This window comes from Dyadobacter sp. CY327 (assembly GCF_021390415.1).
GTDB lineage: Bacteria > Bacteroidota > Bacteroidia > Cytophagales > Spirosomataceae > Dyadobacter > Dyadobacter chenhuakuii.
Window position 1 is genome coordinate 1,263,454 of record NZ_JAJUXJ010000007.1, and the last position, 19,679, is coordinate 1,283,132.

The 19,679-nt window shown below is 45.3% G+C and carries 16 protein-coding genes; 10 read left to right on the plus strand and 6 right to left on the minus strand.

All coding sequences use genetic code 11. The features are described from left to right. The first annotated feature begins 10 nt into the window (after nucleotides 1-10). Nucleotides 11-1,858 carry a PQQ-binding-like beta-propeller repeat protein gene (locus tag LZG74_RS21655; RefSeq protein WP_233798579.1) on the plus strand — a complete coding sequence of 616 codons (1,848 nt, stop codon included), beginning with the start codon at nucleotides 11-13 and terminating at the stop codon, nucleotides 1,856-1,858. Nucleotides 1,859-1,896: 38 nt separating this feature from the next. Here the strand turns inward: LZG74_RS21655 and dgoD are convergent, their stop codons facing one another. Beyond that, the gene (gene dgoD / locus LZG74_RS21660; RefSeq protein WP_233798580.1) at nucleotides 1,897-3,045 is read right to left on the minus strand and encodes a galactonate dehydratase; all 1,149 of its coding nucleotides are present in this window, start codon (nucleotides 3,043-3,045) and stop codon (nucleotides 1,897-1,899) included. A gap of 663 nt (nucleotides 3,046-3,708) precedes the next feature. On the opposite strand from dgoD, the gene LZG74_RS21665 reads away from it, so the two are divergent. From LZG74_RS21665 to LZG74_RS21690, 6 genes are all read left to right on the plus strand, one after another. Further along, entirely contained in the window at nucleotides 3,709-6,114 is a 2,406-nt protein-coding gene (locus LZG74_RS21665) for an outer membrane beta-barrel family protein (protein WP_233798581.1), read from the plus strand. Between the two features lie 71 nt (nucleotides 6,115-6,185). Beyond that, a complete protein-coding gene (locus LZG74_RS21670; protein ID WP_233798582.1) occupies nucleotides 6,186-6,377 on the plus strand; it encodes a hypothetical protein in 192 nt (63 codons plus the stop codon). Further along, nucleotides 6,378-6,869, plus strand: a complete 492-nt coding sequence (locus LZG74_RS21675; protein WP_233798583.1) for an ankyrin repeat domain-containing protein — start codon at nucleotides 6,378-6,380, stop codon at nucleotides 6,867-6,869. 153 nt (nucleotides 6,870-7,022) lie between these two features. Next, the gene (locus LZG74_RS21680) at nucleotides 7,023-7,910 is read left to right on the plus strand and encodes a dienelactone hydrolase family protein (RefSeq protein WP_233798584.1); all 888 of its coding nucleotides are present in this window, start codon (nucleotides 7,023-7,025) and stop codon (nucleotides 7,908-7,910) included. A gap of 26 nt (nucleotides 7,911-7,936) precedes the next feature. Further along, complete coding sequence (locus LZG74_RS21685) at nucleotides 7,937-8,239, plus strand: DUF1330 domain-containing protein (RefSeq protein WP_233798585.1); 303 nt, start codon at nucleotides 7,937-7,939, stop codon at nucleotides 8,237-8,239. 128 nt (nucleotides 8,240-8,367) lie between these two features. After that, nucleotides 8,368-8,619, plus strand: coding sequence for a hypothetical protein (locus LZG74_RS21690; RefSeq protein WP_233798586.1), 252 nt, complete (start codon nucleotides 8,368-8,370; stop codon nucleotides 8,617-8,619). An 88-nt stretch (nucleotides 8,620-8,707) separates the two neighbouring features. Here LZG74_RS21690 and LZG74_RS21695 read toward each other — a convergent pair whose 3' ends face one another. The 3 genes from LZG74_RS21695 to LZG74_RS21705 all read right to left on the minus strand — a co-directional run bounded on the left by LZG74_RS21695 (nucleotide 8,708) and on the right by LZG74_RS21705 (nucleotide 13,613). Continuing rightward, the gene (locus LZG74_RS21695) at nucleotides 8,708-9,292 is read right to left on the minus strand and encodes a hypothetical protein (protein WP_233798587.1); all 585 of its coding nucleotides are present in this window, start codon (nucleotides 9,290-9,292) and stop codon (nucleotides 8,708-8,710) included. Between the two features lie 367 nt (nucleotides 9,293-9,659). Further along, entirely contained in the window at nucleotides 9,660-12,020 is a 2,361-nt protein-coding gene (locus tag LZG74_RS21700) for an ABC transporter permease (RefSeq protein ID WP_233798588.1), read from the minus strand. Nucleotides 12,021-12,125: 105 nt separating this feature from the next. After that, entirely contained in the window at nucleotides 12,126-13,613 is a 1,488-nt protein-coding gene (locus LZG74_RS21705) for an alpha-amylase (RefSeq protein WP_233798589.1), read from the minus strand. Between the two features lie 284 nt (nucleotides 13,614-13,897). Between LZG74_RS21705 and LZG74_RS21710 the strand changes: the two genes are divergently transcribed. The 3 genes from LZG74_RS21710 (at nucleotide 13,898) to LZG74_RS21720 (ending at nucleotide 16,880) form a co-directional block, all read left to right on the plus strand. Beyond that, on the plus strand, nucleotides 13,898-14,848 hold the full coding sequence (locus LZG74_RS21710) for a hypothetical protein (RefSeq protein ID WP_233798590.1): 951 nt from the start codon (nucleotides 13,898-13,900) through the stop codon (nucleotides 14,846-14,848). Nucleotides 14,849-14,902: 54 nt separating this feature from the next. Then, nucleotides 14,903-15,289, plus strand: a complete 387-nt coding sequence (locus LZG74_RS21715) for a GreA/GreB family elongation factor (protein WP_233798591.1) — start codon at nucleotides 14,903-14,905, stop codon at nucleotides 15,287-15,289. Nucleotides 15,290-15,599: 310 nt separating this feature from the next. Then, nucleotides 15,600-16,880, plus strand: coding sequence for a HAMP domain-containing sensor histidine kinase (locus tag LZG74_RS21720; protein ID WP_233798592.1), 1,281 nt, complete (start codon nucleotides 15,600-15,602; stop codon nucleotides 16,878-16,880). Between the two features lie 130 nt (nucleotides 16,881-17,010). On the opposite strand, the gene LZG74_RS21725 is transcribed toward LZG74_RS21720, so the two are convergent. Next, nucleotides 17,011-17,883, minus strand: coding sequence for an AEC family transporter (locus tag LZG74_RS21725; RefSeq protein ID WP_233798593.1), 873 nt, complete (start codon nucleotides 17,881-17,883; stop codon nucleotides 17,011-17,013). Between the two features lie 25 nt (nucleotides 17,884-17,908). Continuing rightward, nucleotides 17,909-19,432, minus strand: a complete 1,524-nt coding sequence (locus tag LZG74_RS21730) for an FAD/NAD(P)-binding protein (RefSeq protein ID WP_233798594.1) — start codon at nucleotides 19,430-19,432, stop codon at nucleotides 17,909-17,911. Between the last annotated feature and the right edge of the window lie 247 nt (nucleotides 19,433-19,679).

The window sequence follows — 19,679 nt, forward strand, 5'->3', positions numbered from 1 at the left end:
TCATCACATTATGAGATACTTCGCACTTTGCCTGTTGCTTTGCATTGCCCCGTTTTGTTTTGGACAAAATGAAAATTACAAATTCGCTTTCGTCAGCGATACACACGTGGGCGGCTCCACAGGCGCCGAGGATCTCATGCGCACGGTGAAGGACATTAATGCCAATCCATCGCTCGATTTCGTAGTGGTAACCGGAGACATTACGGAATTCGGCTCCGATGACGAGCTGACATTGGCCAAGGCGATATTGGATAGTCTGCAAAAACCCTGGCATGTCATACCCGGCAATCACGATTCAAACTGGTCGGAAAGCGGGAGTAATAGCTTTAAAACCATTTTCGGTGCTGAGTCTTTTTACTTTCAGCACAAAGGTTACGCATTTCTTGGAACAGCGTCGGGGCCTAACATGCGGATGGGTCCCGGCCAGGTTCCAAGGGAACATCTGGTGTGGCTCGACAGCACATTAAGCAAGCTGCCCGATCCAAAAATGCCGGTTATTTACCTCAACCATTACCCGCAGGACTCCGCGCTCAACAACTGGTACGATGCCTTGGACAGGTTGAAAAAGAATAATGTTCAGCTTATCCTCTGCGGCCATGGGCATAGTAATAAAGAATTTGATTTTGAAAAGATCCCGGGCGTGATGGGCCGTTCCAATCTCCGGGCAAAGGAAGATATTGGCGGCTACAACATTGTGACCATAAGCAATGGAAAAGCATCTTTTGCAATAAAAAAGCCATTTTCCGACAGTCTGACAGCATGGAATGAAGTAACATTAACGGATCACCAATTTTTAAAAAGCACTGAAAAATTCCCAAGGCCAACTTACGCGGTGAACGATCAGTTTAAGAATGTCAGAATGCTATGGAATTACCAGGACAACAGCGATATAGGCTCCGGTGTGACCTTGCATAACAAAGTCATTTTATGTTCTGATACAAAAGGTGTGCTGTTTGCTTTAAATAAAAAGGGAAAGAAGATTTGGGAATACAAAACCAATGGCAAGATTTACGCCACGCCTGCCGCGTCCGGTTCGAGTGTAGTCGTGACTTCCAGTGATAAGAACATCTATTGTGTCGATGTAAAAAACGGCAAGTTGAAATGGAAATTTACTGCCGAAAAACCAATCGTCGCCAATCCCGTGATTGCTGACGGTAAAGTGTTTACGGGCGGCTCGGACGGCCATTTCCGCGCATTAGACCTGGAAACCGGTGAGTTGGTCTGGGATTTTAAAGATGTAAAAGGATTCGTGGTTACCAAGCCGTTGATTTATCAGGGAAAGATCTTTTTTGGCTGCTGGGCCAATGATTTCTATGCCCTCGACCTGAAAACCGGCGCATTGATTTGGAAGTGGAACAATGGTGCTGCTAACCGAATGTTCTCGCCAGCCGCCGTTTATCCCGTCGCTTCCGGTAGCCGCGTCTTTATCGTCGCCCCCGACCGTTACATGACCGCACTCAATGTAGCTACCGGCAATGTAGTCTGGCGCAAGCAAATTCCAACCGTTCGCGTGAGGGAGTCCATCGGGCTTTCCTCAGACAGCAGTCTCGTGTTTGTCAAAACTATGGACGGCGACATTTACGGCGTCTCCACCAAAGCTGATTCCATGGAACTGAGCTGGAAAGCGAAATTGAAATTACCCTACGAAATCTCCCCCACCGCATTGGTCGAAACCAACAACATCCTGTACGTCCCCAGCAACTCCGGAATGGTGTGCGCCATTGACCGGAGCAGCGGCGAAACGATCTGGAAACACAAAATTTCCAACGCACTGATCAGCGGTATCACGCCTGTGGACAAGCGTACGGTGCTGATGACTACGATGGATGGGAAGATTGTCATGTTGCAGACACGCTGATAATCTTTTGGGAACATGTTAAAAGCAACTTTTAGCTCTTACCATTCCGCAGCGCTGCCATCCTCATGCGTCCAAAGCGGATTTTTCCAGTTGTGACCTACTGCTGCCATTCTCCGCACCTGTTCTTCATTGATCTCAATGCCTAAGCCCGGGCCTGATGGAATTTTTACGAAGCCATTTTCATAAGTAAAAACGGATTTGTCTTCCAGGTAATCCATCAGGTCATTGCCCTGGTTGTAATGGATGCCCAGGCTTTGTTCCTGGATAAATGCATTATGGCAGGTTGCATCCACTTGCAGACAGGCAGCCAGCGCGATGGGTCCGAGCGGACAATGCGGCGCAGCGGCAACGTCAAACGCTTCGGCCATGGAAAGGATTTTTTTACATTCCGTAATGCCCCCAGCGTGGGACAAATCTGGCTGAATAATATCCGCATAACCCTGCGTAAGCAGTTCTTTAAACTGCCAGCGGCTGAACATGCGCTCGCCGGTTGCGATCGGAATGCAGGTATGGTTCGCAATTTCGCGCAGCGCCTCATTATTCTCCGGGAGCACAGGTTCTTCGATAAACATCGGCCGGAATTGTTCCAATTCTTTGGCGAGAACCTTTGCCATCGGCTTGTGCAGACGACCATGAAAGTCCACACCAATATCCAAAGCGTAACCCACCGCTTCCCGGATCGATGCAACGCGAAGCAAAACGAGGTCGATCTTTTCGTAAGAATCAATGTATTGCATTTCGTCGGTTGCATTCATTTTAATGGCCTTGAAACCGCTATCGAGTGACAACTTTGCCGCAATCGCTACGTCCGAAGGCCGGTCGCCGCCGATCCATGAATACACCTTGATTTTATCCCTGCATTTCCCGCCAAGCAGCTGGTGCACAGGCGCATTATAGAATTTCCCTTTAATGTCCCAAAGTGCCTGGTCGATACCCGCGATTGCACTCATCAATATGGGTCCGCCCCGGTAAAAACCACCTCTGTACATTGTATTCCAATGCCCCTCAATGTCCATCGGATCTTTTCCGATGAGCGTATCCATCAGCTCAATCACCGCTGCCTTCACCGTTGCCGCTTTCCCTTCGATCACCGGCTCCCCCCAGCCAATAATGCCTTCATCCGTCTCTATTTTAAGAAATAACCACCGAGGCGGAACCTGAAAAAGCTCGTAACTTCTAATTTTCATTTTGACAAATAATTAATGACACATTAAAGGAAACATATTCCATTGGTTGATTAAAGCGTTGGTTGGGAATTTTATAATGAAGTTGTCTTAGAAGAATGGATTACCTAAAACATCAGAGACCATCGGAATGTCAGCTGCAAACGATAAAAATGAATGGACAATAACAGATCCGGAGGGATGTAACATCGGTAGCCATAACATGATCGCAATCAATGGAAATCCCGGAGGGATATCATATCGGTAGCAACAACATGATTGCAATTAATGTAAATCCCCGAGGGATGTAATTTCGGCAGCAATAACATTATCGAAGACAAAGCAAATCCCAGAGGGATATCATATCGGTAGCAACAACATGATCGTAATTGGTGTAAATCCCGGAGGGATGTAACGTCATGCAGGTTGTTACATCCCTCCGGGATTTGGAAACTACCTGGACCATCACTTTTCTACCAATATCACATCCCTCCGGGATTGGAGTATTAGGAAAGTAAATCATCGAATCCTCTATTCCATCAAGCTCCATTTCAAAAATTCCTTTCTGGATTCTTCCGAGTAATCCGAGGATAGTTTAGCGTTCACTCTCGCAAAAATTTAAACAAACATCTGCAACGTTTCCCGGGTTGGCTCGTCATTGCGGTACTACGAGACCAAACCTTAGCCATGAGAAAAGTTTTATTGACTATTGCTGCGTTTACAGCCAGCATCTGCTTCACATTTGCCCAGCACATTAAGATCTCCGGATTGCTTCTGGATTCAACTGCTTCTAAACCCATTGAATTTGCTACCGTTGCGCTCCTTAAAGATGGCAAAATTGTCCAGGGCGTGAATGCTGATGCGAAAGGACGCTTTGTTTTTCTGAAAGTAGAAAAAGGCGAATATGCTGTTCAGGCTTCGCTGATGGGTTATGTTTCAAAAACGGTTGAAAAAATTATCGCGAGAGACGAGGACATTGAGATGGGCATCATTAAGCTGACCCCAACTGTCCAGAACCTTAGCGAAGTGACTGTTACCGAGCAGAAAGCGCTTTTTGAGGAAAAGGCGGACCGCATGGTTTACAATGCTGAAAAAGACATTAGCATCAAAGGTGGTGATGCGACGGATGTGCTTAAAAAGATCCCTTCGGTGGCGGTGGACATTGAAGGCAATGTGCAATTGCGCGGCAGTTCCAACATTAAGGTGCTGATCAACAACAAGCCGTCGAGCATTGTGGCGCGCAGTGTTTCGGACGCATTAAAGCAAATCCCAGCGGATATCATTAAACAGGTGGAAGTAATTACTTCACCATCAGCCAAGTATGATGCGGAAGGCACGGCGGGGATTATCAATATCATTACCAAGAAAAATACGCTGCGCGGCACGAACGGTTCGATCAGCCCGAACTTCGGACAGTGGAACAACTGGCAGAATGCGAGCATTAATCACCGCATGAAGGCCGTTAATATTTCGACAAATGGTGGTTTCAATGATTGGAAAAACAAGCGCTTCATGCAACTGCGACGCTCATTTACCAATGGCGACACACTTATCGACCAAAATCAACCGCAGCGGATCACGGGAAAAGGTAAGAATTCGTATGCAACGGTCAATGTCGATTGGGACGTGGATTCGCTGAACAGGATTGGCGCGGGCCTTAATTATTACAATGGTATAAATACAAACAATTTTGATATCGAGTTTACGGAGAGCGGCCTGGGCGCGGTCAGGCAATATTTTAAGCGGGATATGAGCCGCACTTACGACTGGGCGGGCGCAACAGTGAACCTCGATTACACGCGTTTGTTCAAAAAACCTAAAAAGGAAATAACGCTGCTCATGATGTATTCCTTTGAAGGTGAAGACAGCGACTATTTTTCCAACCTCCTGAACCGCGAGCAAACAGTATATTACCGCGAAAAAAGTTATAACATCAGCAACAACAAAGAAGGGACCGTTCAATTGGATTTCACTAACCCGATCGATAGCATCAGCACCTTGGAGTTGGGCTCTAAAACAATTTTCCGCAAAATCCTGAGCGATTACCGAATTTCCAGCGCATCCGACGGCTCGACCGATTTCAGGGACATGCCGCAACTCGCGAATATTTTTGACTATGCCCAGCAGGTGACATCCGCCTACGTTGTGTACACCCGGACGCCAAAAAAGCGCTGGGGCATAAATCTGGGAGCGCGTTATGAACATACATTTATCCAAGCCAACTTTTTAAATGGTACAGCCTCGTTTTCAAACAATTACGGCAATTTGATTCCCAGCGTAAGTTTATCTCGCAGTGTTAGAAAAGACCAGCAGCTACGGCTAAGCTATACGCAACGCATTCAGCGACCACAATTTTTTTATCTCAATCCATATGTGAATCAGGCTGATTCTAAAAATCAATATGGAGGAAACCCTTATCTTAAACCTGAGCTAACCCATTCTATTGAAGCTAATTACAGCATATCCATTAAACAAACCAGCTTTAACGCGTCATTCTTTTTGCGCCAGACTAACAATGCTATTGAAAACATCAGCTCGGTGGATACAAGCGGCGTTTTAACCCAAATTTTCCAGAATGTGGCTCAAAACTCAGCTTACGGTTTGAATCTGAGCGCCAACACGAAAATATTGAAGCAATGGAGCGTAAACGGCTCATTGAATGTATTTTATAATGTATTGGAAAGCGAAGAGCTTAAAGCGCGCAATGCGGATTGGATGTATCGGATCAACCTGAATTCGAGCATTGATTTTGGCAAAGGCATTAAGGCGCAGCTTTTTGGATTCTATAATTCTGCGCGGGTTAACCTGCAAGGGAAATATGGCGGATTCGGCTTTTATAATATGGTTTTGCAAAAAGAAATCCTTAAAAAGAAGGGCACAATCGGGTTTGGTTACGACAATCCATTCAACAGAAAGATCAAATGGAGAAACGATTTCGTGGGGCCAAATTTTGTACAAATTCAGGATGTAGCCATGTACAGACGCGGCTGGCGGATCAATTTGAAATATGAATTCGGACAAATGAGCAGCGGTCCACGTCAGAAAAAGCGGATCAGTAACGATGATAAAAAGGGAGGCGAAGGCAACAACTGACCAGGATCGCCCTTAGTGGCATGCTTTTTTGACCTGCCTTACCCAACTTTGACATTCTAAATAACCTGATTATGATGGGTAAGGCTAGTTTTACTTTAAAAGAAGATTCCAGCGAAATTGTGATTAACAGCACCGACATCGAGGAAATTGTTCCGGATGCCGATTTTCGGTTCAGCCTTCTGGTCCTGAAAAATGGTGAAAAACATTTTGTAGCAGGCACAAAAGAGGAAATTGAAAACAAACTGGAAGCAAACGCATCATAAATGGGAACTATCGAAAATGTAAATCTGGATTATGTACTTATTCATGCTGCACGCGTGGGCGACAATGCTGTCGTTGAAGAAATCCTGTCAAGAGGGATTAATGTAAATGTCCAGGATGAAAAAGGATATACGCCGCTGATTATCGCATGTTACAACAATCGCTACGAGACCGCTAAACTGCTGCTGGAAGCTGGCGCTGACGTCAATGGCTTCGATTATGGCGGAAATACTGCATTAATGGGCGTTTCATTCAAGGGTTATCCCGAGATTGCTGAACTCCTTATTGACAATGGTGCCGATCTGAACATGCAGCACGGAAACGGTGGAACTGCCTTGATGTTCGCAGCGATGTTTGGCAGAAATGACCTGGTTAAGCTGCTTCTGGCGAGAGGTGCGGACAAAACTATTCTGGATGCCCGGGGCCTATCTGTTACAGATCTGGCTTTGCAACAGGGTAACCATGAAGCGGTTGCGCTTTTGGAGTCTGAATAAAAGTCGCTTGTAAACCTAATGCCCGTATACCTTCCCTGCTTGCACCTCAGCAAATGTCAACGACTGCTTGTCTTTTCGTGAAATGATGGTAAATTTTAAAGGTAAAATGCTTTTCCTAATAGCATTATCAAACACCTTTTACGACAACCGAATATGAGCGAGATCAGAAAAGAAGACATTAAGCAGGAAGTATTTGACCTGTACGACGACTACGCCCACGACCGTATCGACCGACGGAACTTTATGCAAAACTTATCGGCATATGCAGTTGGCGGTGTTACTGTGGCGTCGCTTATGAGTTTCTTGATGCCTGATTATCAAGGCACCATTCAAGTTAATCCCAATGATCCCCGACTCAAATCGGATTATATCAACTACGATTCGCCAAAGGGTGGGAAAACCATTAAGGCGTTGTTATCAAAGCCCGAAGGTGCAACCGGAAAGCTGGGCGGCGTCATTGTGGTGCATGAAAACCGTGGCCTTAACCCGTATATCGAAGATGTGGGCAGGAGAGCGGCCCTTGCCGGATTTCTTTCCATCGCGCCCGATGCGTTGACGCCATTGGGCGGCTATCCCGGAAATGATGACAAAGGGCGAGAAATGCAAAGCAAAAGAGACAAAAATGAAATGTCGGAAGACTTTATTGCCGCATTTGATTATCTGAAAAATCATAAAGATTGCAATGGAAAAATTGGTGTGGTAGGCTTTTGTTTTGGAGGTGCCATGGCGAATATGATGGCCGTGAGGGTCCCTGAACTTGCCGCTTCCGTGCCTTTTTACGGCGGTCAGCCTGCTGCTGAGGACGTTCCGAAAATAAAGGCGCCGTTGCTTTTGCATTATGCGAGCCTGGACACGCGCGTGAACGAGGGATGGCCTGCTTACGAAAAAGCGCTGAAAGAAAATAACAAAGAATATACGGCCTATATGTACCCCGACACAAACCACGGCTTCCACAACGACAGCACGCCACGCTACGACAAAGCCGCCGCGGAGCTGGCCTGGACGCGCACGATTGACTTCTTTAAGCAGAAGTTGATTTAGGTTTTCATCTTTCCCCTACATTAGCCATGATTTATTACACCCAGCTTATTTTCATTAAGCCAGGCAAAGAAAGCTCTTTCCATTTTTTTGAAGACCAGGTTTTGCCTTTGCTCAGCCATCATAATGGCGAACTCGTTTATCGCATCAGACCCAGCATTTCTTCGGTCGTTACCACCACATTGGGGCATCCTTATGAGATCCACCTTGTCACTTTTGCGGACCGGAAAAGCTTCGAGGGATATCGCGATGATCCGCAACGCTTGAAACACATGCATTTAAAAGATGAATCAGTGGAACGCATAATGCTCGTTGAGGGCAACGCACTTTAAGGAGCGTTTAACGACATTTGGATTGCGAATAAAAAGGCGGATGAAATGGAATGAAATAGAATGAAATAGAAACCAATTGGTTTATGATATTTGCAGGAGAATAAAATAAGAGAAACAACAAGAAGAGAATGTCGGAACTACAACTTACGGGCTTGCAAAAGCGGGCTTCAAAATACATTGATAAGGCGATTGCATACCAGGTCAGGCCGGGTGAAATGATCGAAGGCCATTTTATTGGTTTTGATAAAGCAAATATTGACCGCGCCGTTATACAAATGTCAAATGCCGCCGACCGCACCACCCTGCCCTTAATGACCGTAGTGAATTATTTTGAAGGAGTTGAAGATGACGAAGATGGTGATGCTTTGACCAAACAATAAAAAACGCCGCCCAATTTACTGAACAGCAAACCGGCGACGCATGGGGCATTCATAAAATCTGACTATCTGAAAGGCTTACATTGAAAGCTTAAATGTTCAAAGCCCAATGGTAAATATTTACTTTTAGTGGATTGTCTGCGGCAACTTCAAGTAAGTAATATTTACCAGCGGAAGTTTTGCATGCGATTACCGTTTTTACCGGCATATAGTTGGTCCAGAAAGCCGATCCCGCAGGAGCATTTGCGATAGGATTAAAGTTAAATGGTAAATTTTTCAGCGTGCCATAATTAACGGTAGAAATATCTACAATTTTAAGATTGGCAAAAGAGACTTTCAATGGTTTCAACGCATAGTAGCAGCCATATTCGTCCCAAGCGATATCGCCGGTTGTTTCGGATGTGATGGCAAAAGGAGCTGTTAAATTAAATCCCTTGCTGGTTGGAACATCCAGCGTTTTAGCTATTTTCCAAGCGAAACGCGAGCTTATTGAACCTTGCCCCATTGTACCTGATTCCGAATCGCCCAGATTTCCACCGCCAAGTTTTGCATTTGCGTCAGCATTCATTGGAGTCGTTTCGGAAGCATTGGAAGGCATTGGCTCGTTGTTATTATTGCAATTTAATAATGTAAAAGAGAGACCGAATAGTGCGATTGTTTTTAAGATATTTTTCATGATTTGTTGTGTAATAATTTTTAAAAGATTTTTAATTAAATTTCAATTTTAACGAAATGATTGCCGAATTTTCGGCCCGTTTTTTTCATGGTTTTTTACTTTTTTCAAATGATCCTATTTAAGTTTTGAGATATGATTTGTTGCTAACGCGGTGCAAAACAACCACGAAAATTTGAGAAGATTTATACTGAAACGCCTAATCGTTATTTTGCGGTACTCGTTTTGATTTAGCGGTGTGTCACGCTATTAAAAGAAATATCCCGGCCAACATTTAAATGTTAGCCGGGATATTTTTTAGATAAATAATTATCGAACCTTGAATTGAATGGTTGTTTGTCAGATCTCTTTATCTAAAGAACTTGGATAATTATTCCGATTTGATGGACTTTACCGGGTTTGCTAATGCGGCCTTAACACTTTGGAAACTTATTGTAATAAGCGCAGTAATGATCGCGAGCAACCCGCCGAGCAGGAACATCCACCATTGAATATTTATTTTATAGGCAAAATCTTTCAGCCATTCTTCCATCAAAAACCAGGCAACAGGCGTTGCGATAACGATGGCGATAATAATGAGTTTCATAAAATCTTTGGACAACAACGTTGTAATGTTCAAAACAGTAGCGCCCAGCACTTTTCGGATCCCGATTTCTTTGGTGCGCTGTTCCGTGGTGAAAGAGGCGAGGCCCAGCAAACCAAGGCACGAAATGACGATGGCTACGCCTGCAAAAAAATTGAACAACTGCCCCGTTTGTTGTTCGGTTCGGTACAAATCGTTGTAATTCGCGTCCAAGAATGTGTATTCAAATGGATAGGCAGGCAAATATTGCTTCCAAAGTTTTTCGGCTGCCGCCAAGGCATCTGGTGCCAGCTCGCCGGTGGTGCGGATATTCACCATGAAATTACTTTCCGGTTTACTGAACAGGACCAAAGGCCAGACAGGCTCGCGGATAGAGGTCATATTGAAATCTTTAACAATGCCAATGATCGTTCCTTCCGTGCCCTCGTGCTTGAAACGTTTGCCAACCGGATCTTTCAAACCCGTTTCTTTCACAGCGGTTTCATTTAATATAAAATAGGCTGAATCGGATTTTGAACCGCTGAAATTGCGTCCAGACAGTATTTTTATTCCAAAATTTTCAATAAAATCCTTGTCAATGCCCATCTGGACCATGATCAGCGTCCGGTCTTTTTCCTTTCCGTCCCAATCAACCGAGGCGGTTCCGGTCTGAATATTGACGGGCGTATCTGTGGATGTGCTGATGCCCAGTATGCTCGATTGTCCGCTTAATGCTTGCTTGAATTGAGGTGTAAATTTGCGCCCATCGAAAGTAAAAACATGCGCCCGCTTAAAGCCAGGATCGCGCTCGCGAATGAAACGAAGCTGACTGCCAATGATAAAAGTGCCGACAATGAGAATCGTTGCCAGCGAAAATTGCGTGACAACCAAAAATTTCCGCAACCCAGCCCCGCTTTCCTGGCTGGAATGACCCTTTAGTGCCTGAATGGGATTGAAGCTAGCGACCATTATAGCCGGATAAATTCCCGCCAGCAGGAAACAGAATGTCTGACTGCCGATCAGCACTTGCCAAGCCCTTGGATCGAAGAGTGAGAAATGACCCGTTTTGCCTGTTAGGCTTTTGTAAAGCGGTAAAAGCGCTTGCAGTAAGGCAATAGAAAGGATTAGTGCCAGGGTCAATGTCAGCAAGGATTCTACCAGTAACTGCCTCGCCAGCTGTGCAGAACCCGCTCCAACGACCTTGCGGACGCCAATTTCCTTGGCCCGTCTTGTGGCGCGTGCGGTAGTCAGGTTTACATAATTGATACAACCGATGCCTAATAAAAGCACCGCAACAATTCCTAAGATGCTTACTTGCTTCATGGCGAACCCACCGCCTTTTACCGGATATAAATGAATCTCGGTAAATGGTTGTAACAGATAATCCGGAATGTTGGGCTTGCCTTTCAGTATGGATGCTTGTATTGCCGTTAGTTTCCTTCCTACACTTTCCGGTGAGGCTTCCGAACGCAGCTTCACATACGTTGCAAATCCGAAATCATCCCAATTCTCGTCAGCCAGTTTGGCGCCGCCTTTTTCAGGACCGGCATTTTTTAATACTTCAAAATTGACATACAAATGATCCTTAATAGAAGAATTGTCGGGCGCATCTGCAAGCACACCGCTGACAATGAGCGTAACATTGGTTTCAACATTCATGAAGGTTTTGCCCATTGCATCTGCAGTGCCGAAGAATTTCAGAGCCAACTTTTCTGTAAGCACAACTGAGTTAGGTTCCGGAAACGGTGCGTTGCGGTCGCCATACAGCATTTTAAAGCCATTGAAAAATGTCAGAAAATTTGCTTCCGTAAAGGCCAGGTTATCCTTTTGGTTGAATGTTTTTCCATTGGCCTTGAAAGTTGCCGAAGGATAATATCCCATCCGCACTGCACTTTCCACTTCCGGAATTTGCTTTGTGGCCTCGACGGCTACGGGGCCCGGCGTTGAGGTGAATATATTTTCGTCTGTTCCTTTGCCAAAACGTGCATTGACCTGATAAATCCGGTCCGCATCGGCGTGGAACCGGTCAAAACTCAGCTCATCCCGGACCCACCAAAAAAGCAGCAAACTCACAGCCAGCACGACAGCCAAACCGCCAATGTTAAGCGCTGAATACCAACCGCCCGAGCGTACATTACGCCATGCAATTTTGAAATGGTTACGAATCATAAAGCCGATCTGGTTAACAGGTTTTTAAACCATTACCAGATCGGCTGACGTTGTGTGGCAGGGAAGCGGCATTTAATCCTCCCCTCCGTTTTTATTGTATTTCAATTACCCATTCTGAACTCCCCAGACACTCACAGAACGCCCGTTTACGCGAAATTCTGCGTGCCCGTCCTCTCCTACTACCACCGGCTCCTGTACGAAATTCAAGTAATCCACAAAAGTTTTTCCGGCATGTTGCTGGCCTATGAACATTGTTTTTGCCGCATTTTCGTGATTGGAAATCAAAACTGCACAACCTGAGTTTTCATGCTCATCACCTTCGCGCGTCCAGCCAATGCAGTTAATGTCATCGAAATAATCGTTTTGTGTGCCATATGCCAGCTTTTTTCTTACGTAAAGCAATGCTTCCAGCACATTCAGTTTTTCCAGTGTGATTTCATGTTCCTGTTCATCGTTGCCTGTATCCGTGTATTTGGAGCCATACAAATCACTGTAAAAAATACATGGGTAACCGGCCTGACGTAAGAGAATGATCGCATAAGCCATCGGCCTGAACCAGCCTTCCACGGTCTGCTCCAAGGATTGCAGCGGCTGCGTGTCATGATTTTCCACCAATGTCACCGCAAGCTCAGGCATTGTTTCTACCAGCGTTTCATTCAGGATGGTCCGCAAATCATAATGTTCGTTTTCTTTTGAAGCCCTGAAAAAGTTGGCTTGCAACGGCGCATCGAAGAGCGAAACGCGCTTGTCCGTCGCTTCAATGTAAGCAAGCATAGAACCCAGGTCATACGGTGCCCAATATTCGCCGACAGTATAGAATTCTTTCTGATATTTTCCGCGCAAATGGTCGAGCCATTCATTAAAAAATGCAGGATCCATGTGTTTGATCGCATCCAGTCTGAAACCGTCGCAATGCACTGTTTCCACAAACCATTCTCCCCAGTTTTTCAATTCCTGGCGCACATGCGGATTACGGAATTCGATATCCGAAAGCATCAGATAATCATAGTTACCGTTTTCCAGATCGAGCACATCCTGCCAGCCATCACCATACTGATTTTGAATACTGTAAATTGCATTTTGCTCAGTTGAGGCATTATAATCTACACCCGAAAAACATTGGTAATCCCACACAAACTGAGAGTATTTCCCGGCTCTGCCGGGAAATGTAAACTTGGTATAGGCCTCTATTTCGAAAGTATCGCTCACAAATTCATTGCGATTTTCGGGCGTAACTTCCTTAACGGGCACCACTTCTTTTTCATCGGCACCGCCCATATGGTTCAAAACGATGTCACAATAAACTTGTAAACCGGCTTCCTGACCAGCTGCAATTGCGTCGATCAACTCTTGTTTTGTGCCATATTTGGTCCTTACTGATCCTTTTTGATCAAATTCTCCGAGGTCGTATAAATCATAAGAATCATAACCGGAGGAATCCGCTCCTTCCATTCCTTTTTGTGCTGGCGGCAGCCATACTGAGTCGATGCCCAGATTTTTGAGACGGGCAGCTTCATTCTTGAAATGATTCCAAAGCGATCCGTCCGCAGGATAGTACCATTCAAAGAATTGAAGCATTGTAAAATTTTCCATAAACCATTAATGAAGCGCTACGGGGTTTGATGCAGCTGATACATTACTCTAAATAACCATACCGGCCCAGAAAGTTTATTTTGCTAATCTTATCGTTTAGACATTGGCTTATCTATAAACAAATTGCCCTTTCGCTTCCTATGTTCCCAAGCCTGTGGAACGTGCCTACGGCCGTCCCGACAAAAGTCCATCAAGCATTAACATTTAATATGAAAATAGTTAAAAAGATTTTGTTTTAACGAAATATGCCTGTAAATTTACAACTGTAAAAATAAAAATCAGCAATGACTTACATTAGTGCGCAACCAGTTCTGACGAATGAGTGGGATGACATTTGTTTTCCTGTGAGCCCCGTTTGGCTGGCGGATCTTTTGCCGGATTATGACATTATCGCAACGGATCGTCAGCAGCTTGTGGTGGGTGAACCGCTGCGTGGCAGAAAGACGATATTTGGGATCCAAAGCGCAGACTATACGATTATTCCAAACAGCTGGATCCGGGAAGTGATCGATAAGGTGTTTGGAAAAAATTACGAGGTCCAGATCAAATATACAAGCACGGGAGAATTCAGCATCAGCATTATCCTGTCCGACGGGTTCTCCATCGGCAATGAGAGCCTGCAACGCAGTATGATCCTTACCAACAGTTATAACGGCAAAACACCTTTAACAATTCAGGGTCAGACCTTTACGACCATGACGAACGAAGGAAACAAGCCGGGAAGCAGCATGTATCGTGAGGTCTGCAAGAATGGTCTTATGGGCTGGGCCGACTCGTTTGGCAAGCTGACTGATTATCAGCATTGGCTGGAAGAAAAGCCAAAAACAAAGGATAAAAAACAACCGGTCAAAAGCACACAGGATTTGCGTAAAATCCATCATAGCCGTCTTACGCAGGAGATTTTTCAGGCACAATTGTATGCCATGCTCGTGGGGCACAAAAAGCCGAGGCCAACATTAACTGCCACGGTGTATGAACATTTGCAGCAGCGGAAAGTGTCGAAGGCAGAAGAGGATCTGCTTAGAAAACTGCCGATCCCGGTCCAGCTGGCGAAGCAAGCACAGGAACGGCTGCGGCTGGAAGAGCGGATTCTGGACGCTAGCCCCTCCTACTGGCTGATGTACAACGCAGTTAACCATGCGCTTTTCAACGCGCGCAGCAGCCTCACGCTAAACGACCGTTACAAGTTGGATGAGCGTGTTTTTCATCAGCTTGCTGCCAGCTCGTTTGCATAGCGGCAAACCCGTGACGCCTTTCGGTGTCACAACATTTACTTTAATTCTATAATTATGAATACGCAAAGAAACCATGTGATATTGGGTGAAGATGATTTTCGTATGTTAAAACAATTCGCCGAAACTTTCAGCAGCAGCAATGCGAACGAAATGTCCCTGTCCTATGAACTCAACCGCGCGATCGTGGTGGAAAACGACGAGTTGCCACCGGATAGCATCAGACTGAATTCGGAGGTGAAAGTGAGGGAATTAACAACAAATAAAGAGATGGAATTCTCCATTGTAATGCCTGCTTTGGCCGATATTAAACAAAAGAAAATCTCCGTACTAACCCCAATGGGCGCCGCTTTGATCGGGCTTTGCAAAGGCGAGACAGTGGAATGGAAAATGCCCGCGGGCATGAAGAAGTTCCAGGTGTTGGACGTAAGGCAAATGCTATGAAGGCGCCCCGACATCCGCTCATCTATGCCCTGATGTGCGCGTTTGTGTTGATGACTTTTTACATTGCATTCTGTCTGATTACATTCAATATGTAATCCAATTTATCCTCAGCCGGTGAGCTCCACTTTACGAAGTCAACCGGATTCTATAGAGCAACTTTAAGGCATAGGCCAGGTCACCAACCTGGCTTTTTTTGTCTTGGGAATTTGCAAATAGCCCCAAATTATGGCTCATGCCCGCTTTCCATTGCAGCAAGGTATAATATTTGTAGTTGTTCCTGAAAGAAAAATACCGATCAACGACGTCCGTTATGGCAAAAAAAGAATCAGGAAAACTCGATAAAGCGAAGGATTTGGCTGTACACCTCCGTGCACGCAGGGAAATAATTTTAAACAGATGGCGCGAACGATGCGCTGATGATCCTTCGCTAAGCAGTAAGAGCAGCTTTTCCAGAGAGGAATTCAATGACCAGGTCCCGTTGTTACTCGATGTTCTGGATCAGCGCCTGCAACAAATAGAACCCTCACACGACCCGATTGTAATTGCCAACGAGCATGGCGTTCACCGCTGGCAAAATGGATACGCGCTTCAAGAGCTGGTCATTGAGCTGGAACATCTTATCGCGATCCTGATTGATGAGGTTGACCGGTATAATTTGGATTTTTCCAAACTTGATGCAGCTAACGCATCCTACGTTTACCGGGAGCTAAGCCGGATTTATGCCGAGGCAAACCGCGGCAGTGTCGTATCCTACGATGGTTTAGGGCAGACGGCTGCGGCAGAGCAAGCGTCCAGTCTGCAAAAGGCACTGGATCAGCTGCTCCAACTGGGAAAAAAGAGAAATGAGCATTTGAGACACAGTTCGCACGATTTGCGATCGAGTTTCAGCGTGATATTAATGGCATCCCAACTTTCACAAACGCAATCTTCTGACACAGAGCGAGCGGAATTGATGAACATTTTAAATAAAAATCTGACCTCGTTGCGGGATATGTTACTGCAACTCACTGACTATGCGCGTATCGAAGCCGGTCAGGAGACGCTGGACATCAAAGATTTCAATGTGGCTGATTTGATCAAAGAAATTGTTGAAAACGCGCAGCCGGTAGCTGAATTACGCAAACTGAAAATCACTGCCGAAGGTCCTGACACACTAAAAATATCCAGCGACAAAGTTCAGATTCAGCGTGTATTACAAAATCTCCTTTATAATGCATTAAAATATACAGAATCAGGAGGCGTCTATATAACCTGGTCCAATGAAAATGAAAGACGGTGGGTGCTTAGCGTACAGGATACCGGCCCTGGTTTCCGGGAAAATTCGCCCGCGGCTGTCTTCGCAGATCAATTAAAGCCAGCCACGCACACGACCGGCATTCACAATCATGTGCCTCCCACTGAGCGCATTCCCCCGATATCTGATGAAAGTGATAATGGGTCGTTTAAAGAAAGTGAAGGACTTGGTTTATTTATTGTGAAGAAAATATGCGAACTGATGAAGGCGACGATGGACATTGAAAGTGCACCGGGGAAAGGCACATTGGTAAGGGTTCGTTTTCAGTCAAAACAAGAGCTTGATGCTGCACCATAAAGCGCTTGTTTTGAGAATTACATTTCAACATAGATGTGTTTTGATGTTGGCAAGACATCGTCGTATATGCCATATCGATCGCTTGCACTCTTTTTAAAATACACGTCTCCAAACTTACACTGGAACCCTCCTACTGCATGAAAAATGTCGCTGCTGAAACGAGCACAACAGACAGCAACATTGATAGAAATACCAGGATCGAAGATTGTTCTTCATCAGCTTTCAAAAAGGCGGCAAATACCGTAACATTCGCTGCAATAGGAAACAACGGAACCAGGGCAAGCATTTTGTAATCCTCCTCTTCCAGGTCTTTGGCTATGAAGGAGGCTGCGAAAGCGATAACGCCAAGGATGATGATCGCGGCAAGCGTGCGAAAACCAAGCAGTTTTGAAAAATAAGGAATTTTAATCTTCTTGAAATCAACACTTGCCAGTTGAAACCCTACTATCATCATACCGGCTGCGGAAACAGCAAAACTGACTACACCAAGGGCCGGTTTAACAAACTCAGGCGTTTCCAGCCCGGCTATTTTAGAGATTATTCCCGCAACAAACACATACAGGAACGGAATGCTGAGCATTTCCTTGAAGGCTTTCTTGGCGGGATATTTGGTCTTCGCTACCTGGTAATAACCGATTGTGTCGCCATATAAAGCCGAACCCAGGTAAATGCAGATCAGCACACTGACTTTGTCTTCTCCAAATAGCGCGGTCACCGTGGGGATGCCGAAAAAGGCAATGTTGAAAAATGAAAATGAGCTTCGCAGCAGCAAAGGATCAGTTTCAGAAGCTAGCTTGTTTTGAGCCAGTTTCGCAGCAAAATTCATCCCTAATGCGAGCAAAAAAGTCAGAATGGGCAAAACGATCAGCTTGGAAGCCTCAGCGTCAAGCATATTTGTAAATACAAGCAACGGCAAGAGCACATTGATCAGCGGCTTGCTGATGTAATCTGAATTGAAGTCAAATTTCTTGCTGATCAAATATCCGGCGGGGATAAATGCCATAACAGGAAATAGCTCGCCGTAAAGTTTAAGAAGGGTTTCCAATAATCTGACTGATAAGGTGACGTGATAAATTGCCGATCGTTTTGACGTTAAACCAAACCGCGTTTACATCCAGCAGCAAGCCATTTGTTATGTGACCAACCGCGTAAAAGTTGGGATAAGCGCTTTTGCCGGTGATGACCTGCATTGTTTCCGTATTGATCTTGATCCCGCCCGCATCCTCCGGCTCAATCAAACCATCCTTCGCAAGATTCTGCATCAGCTCCGATTTCATTAACTTGACAGCAGACGCAGGCCCTGTGGCGTTGATCACAAACTTCTCAACCGATTCATTTCCTTCGCCGTGGGTTAGCACAAAGCTATTTTTACTGTCGTCAAAAACCACTTCTTTCAAGCCCGGAACAACCTGTAATTGATTTGAGGTGAACAACTTGTTAACCCGCTCAGCATTTACAAGCGGCATGCAGTGGCGATTCACCGCCCAGTAAGCGCCAAACCATTTTTTAAATTTGAGCTTTTCAGATTCATCCAGCCATTTCCACATTTCAGAACTCTCATACCGAAGCGAATAGGGAATGTTACTGAATGCATCACCACCGTTTTTAGCAATCTCAATGTCCTCTGCTAGCAGTTTTTCGGCAGGCTTATCTGTTCTGGCAGTGGCTTTCCAATCAATTTTTCCGCCTGCATATGCCTCTGCTTCCTTTTTAAAAAGCCTGAATATTTCTTTCACTGTGGGGTTTCTCAGTTCCTTGCGCTGAATTTCGTGAAGATTTTTGAGGGTTAAAAACTTGCAATCGATCATTGCAGCTTGATCCGCGGGTTGCACCCTGGGCATCAGCCCGTCCGGCGAGTAACAAGTAATTTTTCCTTTATAATCATTATCCGTAAGCGTCATCAATGCGTCCACAGCACTAAGGCTCGACCCTAAGATCGCTACATCCGCATCCTTTGGAATTTTCTCCAAAATAGGCTCTGATGGCCAGGGAGAGCCGAAATAATTCTCTTTATCATTCAAATCCGGATAGTTATCAGCAACCGGTGTGCCAGGGGAAAGCACCAGAAAATCGCACGAATGCTGCGTGTTTCCGGACAAATGGATGGTGAAACGAGGTTCTTCACGGGCAACGCTTTTTGCGCTCGCATGGATTACCTGTACATCCATGCCTTCGTTCTTGGCCAGGGCAAAGTAATGCTCGAATTGTTCTTTCAGATAATCACCATACAGCCTGCGGGTGGTAAAAGCTCTGTTCTCTCCTTGATTATCAACGACTTCGCTGCCAATCCGCGCATCATGCTCGATCAGCCAATCGCTGAAATGCTGTGGCTCTGTAAAATGGATTCCCATCAGATCGGCTTGGGTGTTGAGAATATGACCCGGTTGTTTGGTCCCAAAAGCAAGTCCCTTGCCGACTTCTTTGTTCTCTTCAATGATGGTAATGCTAACTTCCCGGTGGCTTTTTGCGATGCGTAATTGAAGAAAAAGCTCTATGAATGCTGATATTCCGCAAGCACCGCCACCGATAATCGTAATATTTGTTAAACTCATTTTTAAGGATCCTGTTTGCTATCCGCTCCCATTTGAAGCAGGACGAACCGGACACTTAAAAGAATCATGCTAATTACACATCCGGAACTGGCTGAAAAACAGTTTCTCTTCTCCGCGTAGCCCTTCGAACCAGCGTTTCCTTGCATTCAGAATGACTAATAAAATTTAAAAAATCCCATAATTTTTCACAGCCAGACGCCTTCCTTGCGGATTACTTTTTTTATCTTTCAGTTTCTCGGTTGTGCCG

Excerpts from the sequence above, each read along its gene's own strand:
- LZG74_RS21655 (WP_233798579.1), top strand. The coding sequence starts at position 11 with ATGAGATACTTCGCACTTTGCCTGTTGCTTTGCATTGCCCCGTTTTGT.
- LZG74_RS21675 (WP_233798583.1), top strand. The coding sequence starts at position 6,378 with ATGGGAACTATCGAAAATGTAAATCTGGATTATGTACTTATTCATGCT.
- LZG74_RS21730 (WP_233798594.1), bottom strand. The coding sequence starts at position 19,432 with ATGAGTTTAACAAATATTACGATTATCGGTGGCGGTGCTTGCGGAATA.
- LZG74_RS21685 (WP_233798585.1), top strand. The coding sequence starts at position 7,937 with ATGATTTATTACACCCAGCTTATTTTCATTAAGCCAGGCAAAGAAAGC.
- LZG74_RS21670 (WP_233798582.1), top strand. The coding sequence starts at position 6,186 with ATGATGGGTAAGGCTAGTTTTACTTTAAAAGAAGATTCCAGCGAAATT.
- LZG74_RS21665 (WP_233798581.1), top strand. The coding sequence starts at position 3,709 with ATGAGAAAAGTTTTATTGACTATTGCTGCGTTTACAGCCAGCATCTGC.
- LZG74_RS21720 (WP_233798592.1), top strand. The coding sequence starts at position 15,600 with ATGGCAAAAAAAGAATCAGGAAAACTCGATAAAGCGAAGGATTTGGCT.
- LZG74_RS21695 (WP_233798587.1), bottom strand. The coding sequence starts at position 9,292 with ATGAAAAATATCTTAAAAACAATCGCACTATTCGGTCTCTCTTTTACA.
- LZG74_RS21710 (WP_233798590.1), top strand. The coding sequence starts at position 13,898 with ATGACTTACATTAGTGCGCAACCAGTTCTGACGAATGAGTGGGATGAC.
- LZG74_RS21725 (WP_233798593.1), bottom strand. The coding sequence starts at position 17,883 with ATGGCATTTATCCCCGCCGGATATTTGATCAGCAAGAAATTTGACTTC.
- LZG74_RS21705 (WP_233798589.1), bottom strand. The coding sequence starts at position 13,613 with ATGGAAAATTTTACAATGCTTCAATTCTTTGAATGGTACTATCCTGCG.
- LZG74_RS21680 (WP_233798584.1), top strand. The coding sequence starts at position 7,023 with ATGAGCGAGATCAGAAAAGAAGACATTAAGCAGGAAGTATTTGACCTG.
- dgoD (WP_233798580.1), bottom strand. The coding sequence starts at position 3,045 with ATGAAAATTAGAAGTTACGAGCTTTTTCAGGTTCCGCCTCGGTGGTTA.
- LZG74_RS21715 (WP_233798591.1), top strand. The coding sequence starts at position 14,903 with ATGAATACGCAAAGAAACCATGTGATATTGGGTGAAGATGATTTTCGT.
- LZG74_RS21700 (WP_233798588.1), bottom strand. The coding sequence starts at position 12,020 with ATGATTCGTAACCATTTCAAAATTGCATGGCGTAATGTACGCTCGGGC.
- LZG74_RS21690 (WP_233798586.1), top strand. The coding sequence starts at position 8,368 with ATGTCGGAACTACAACTTACGGGCTTGCAAAAGCGGGCTTCAAAATAC.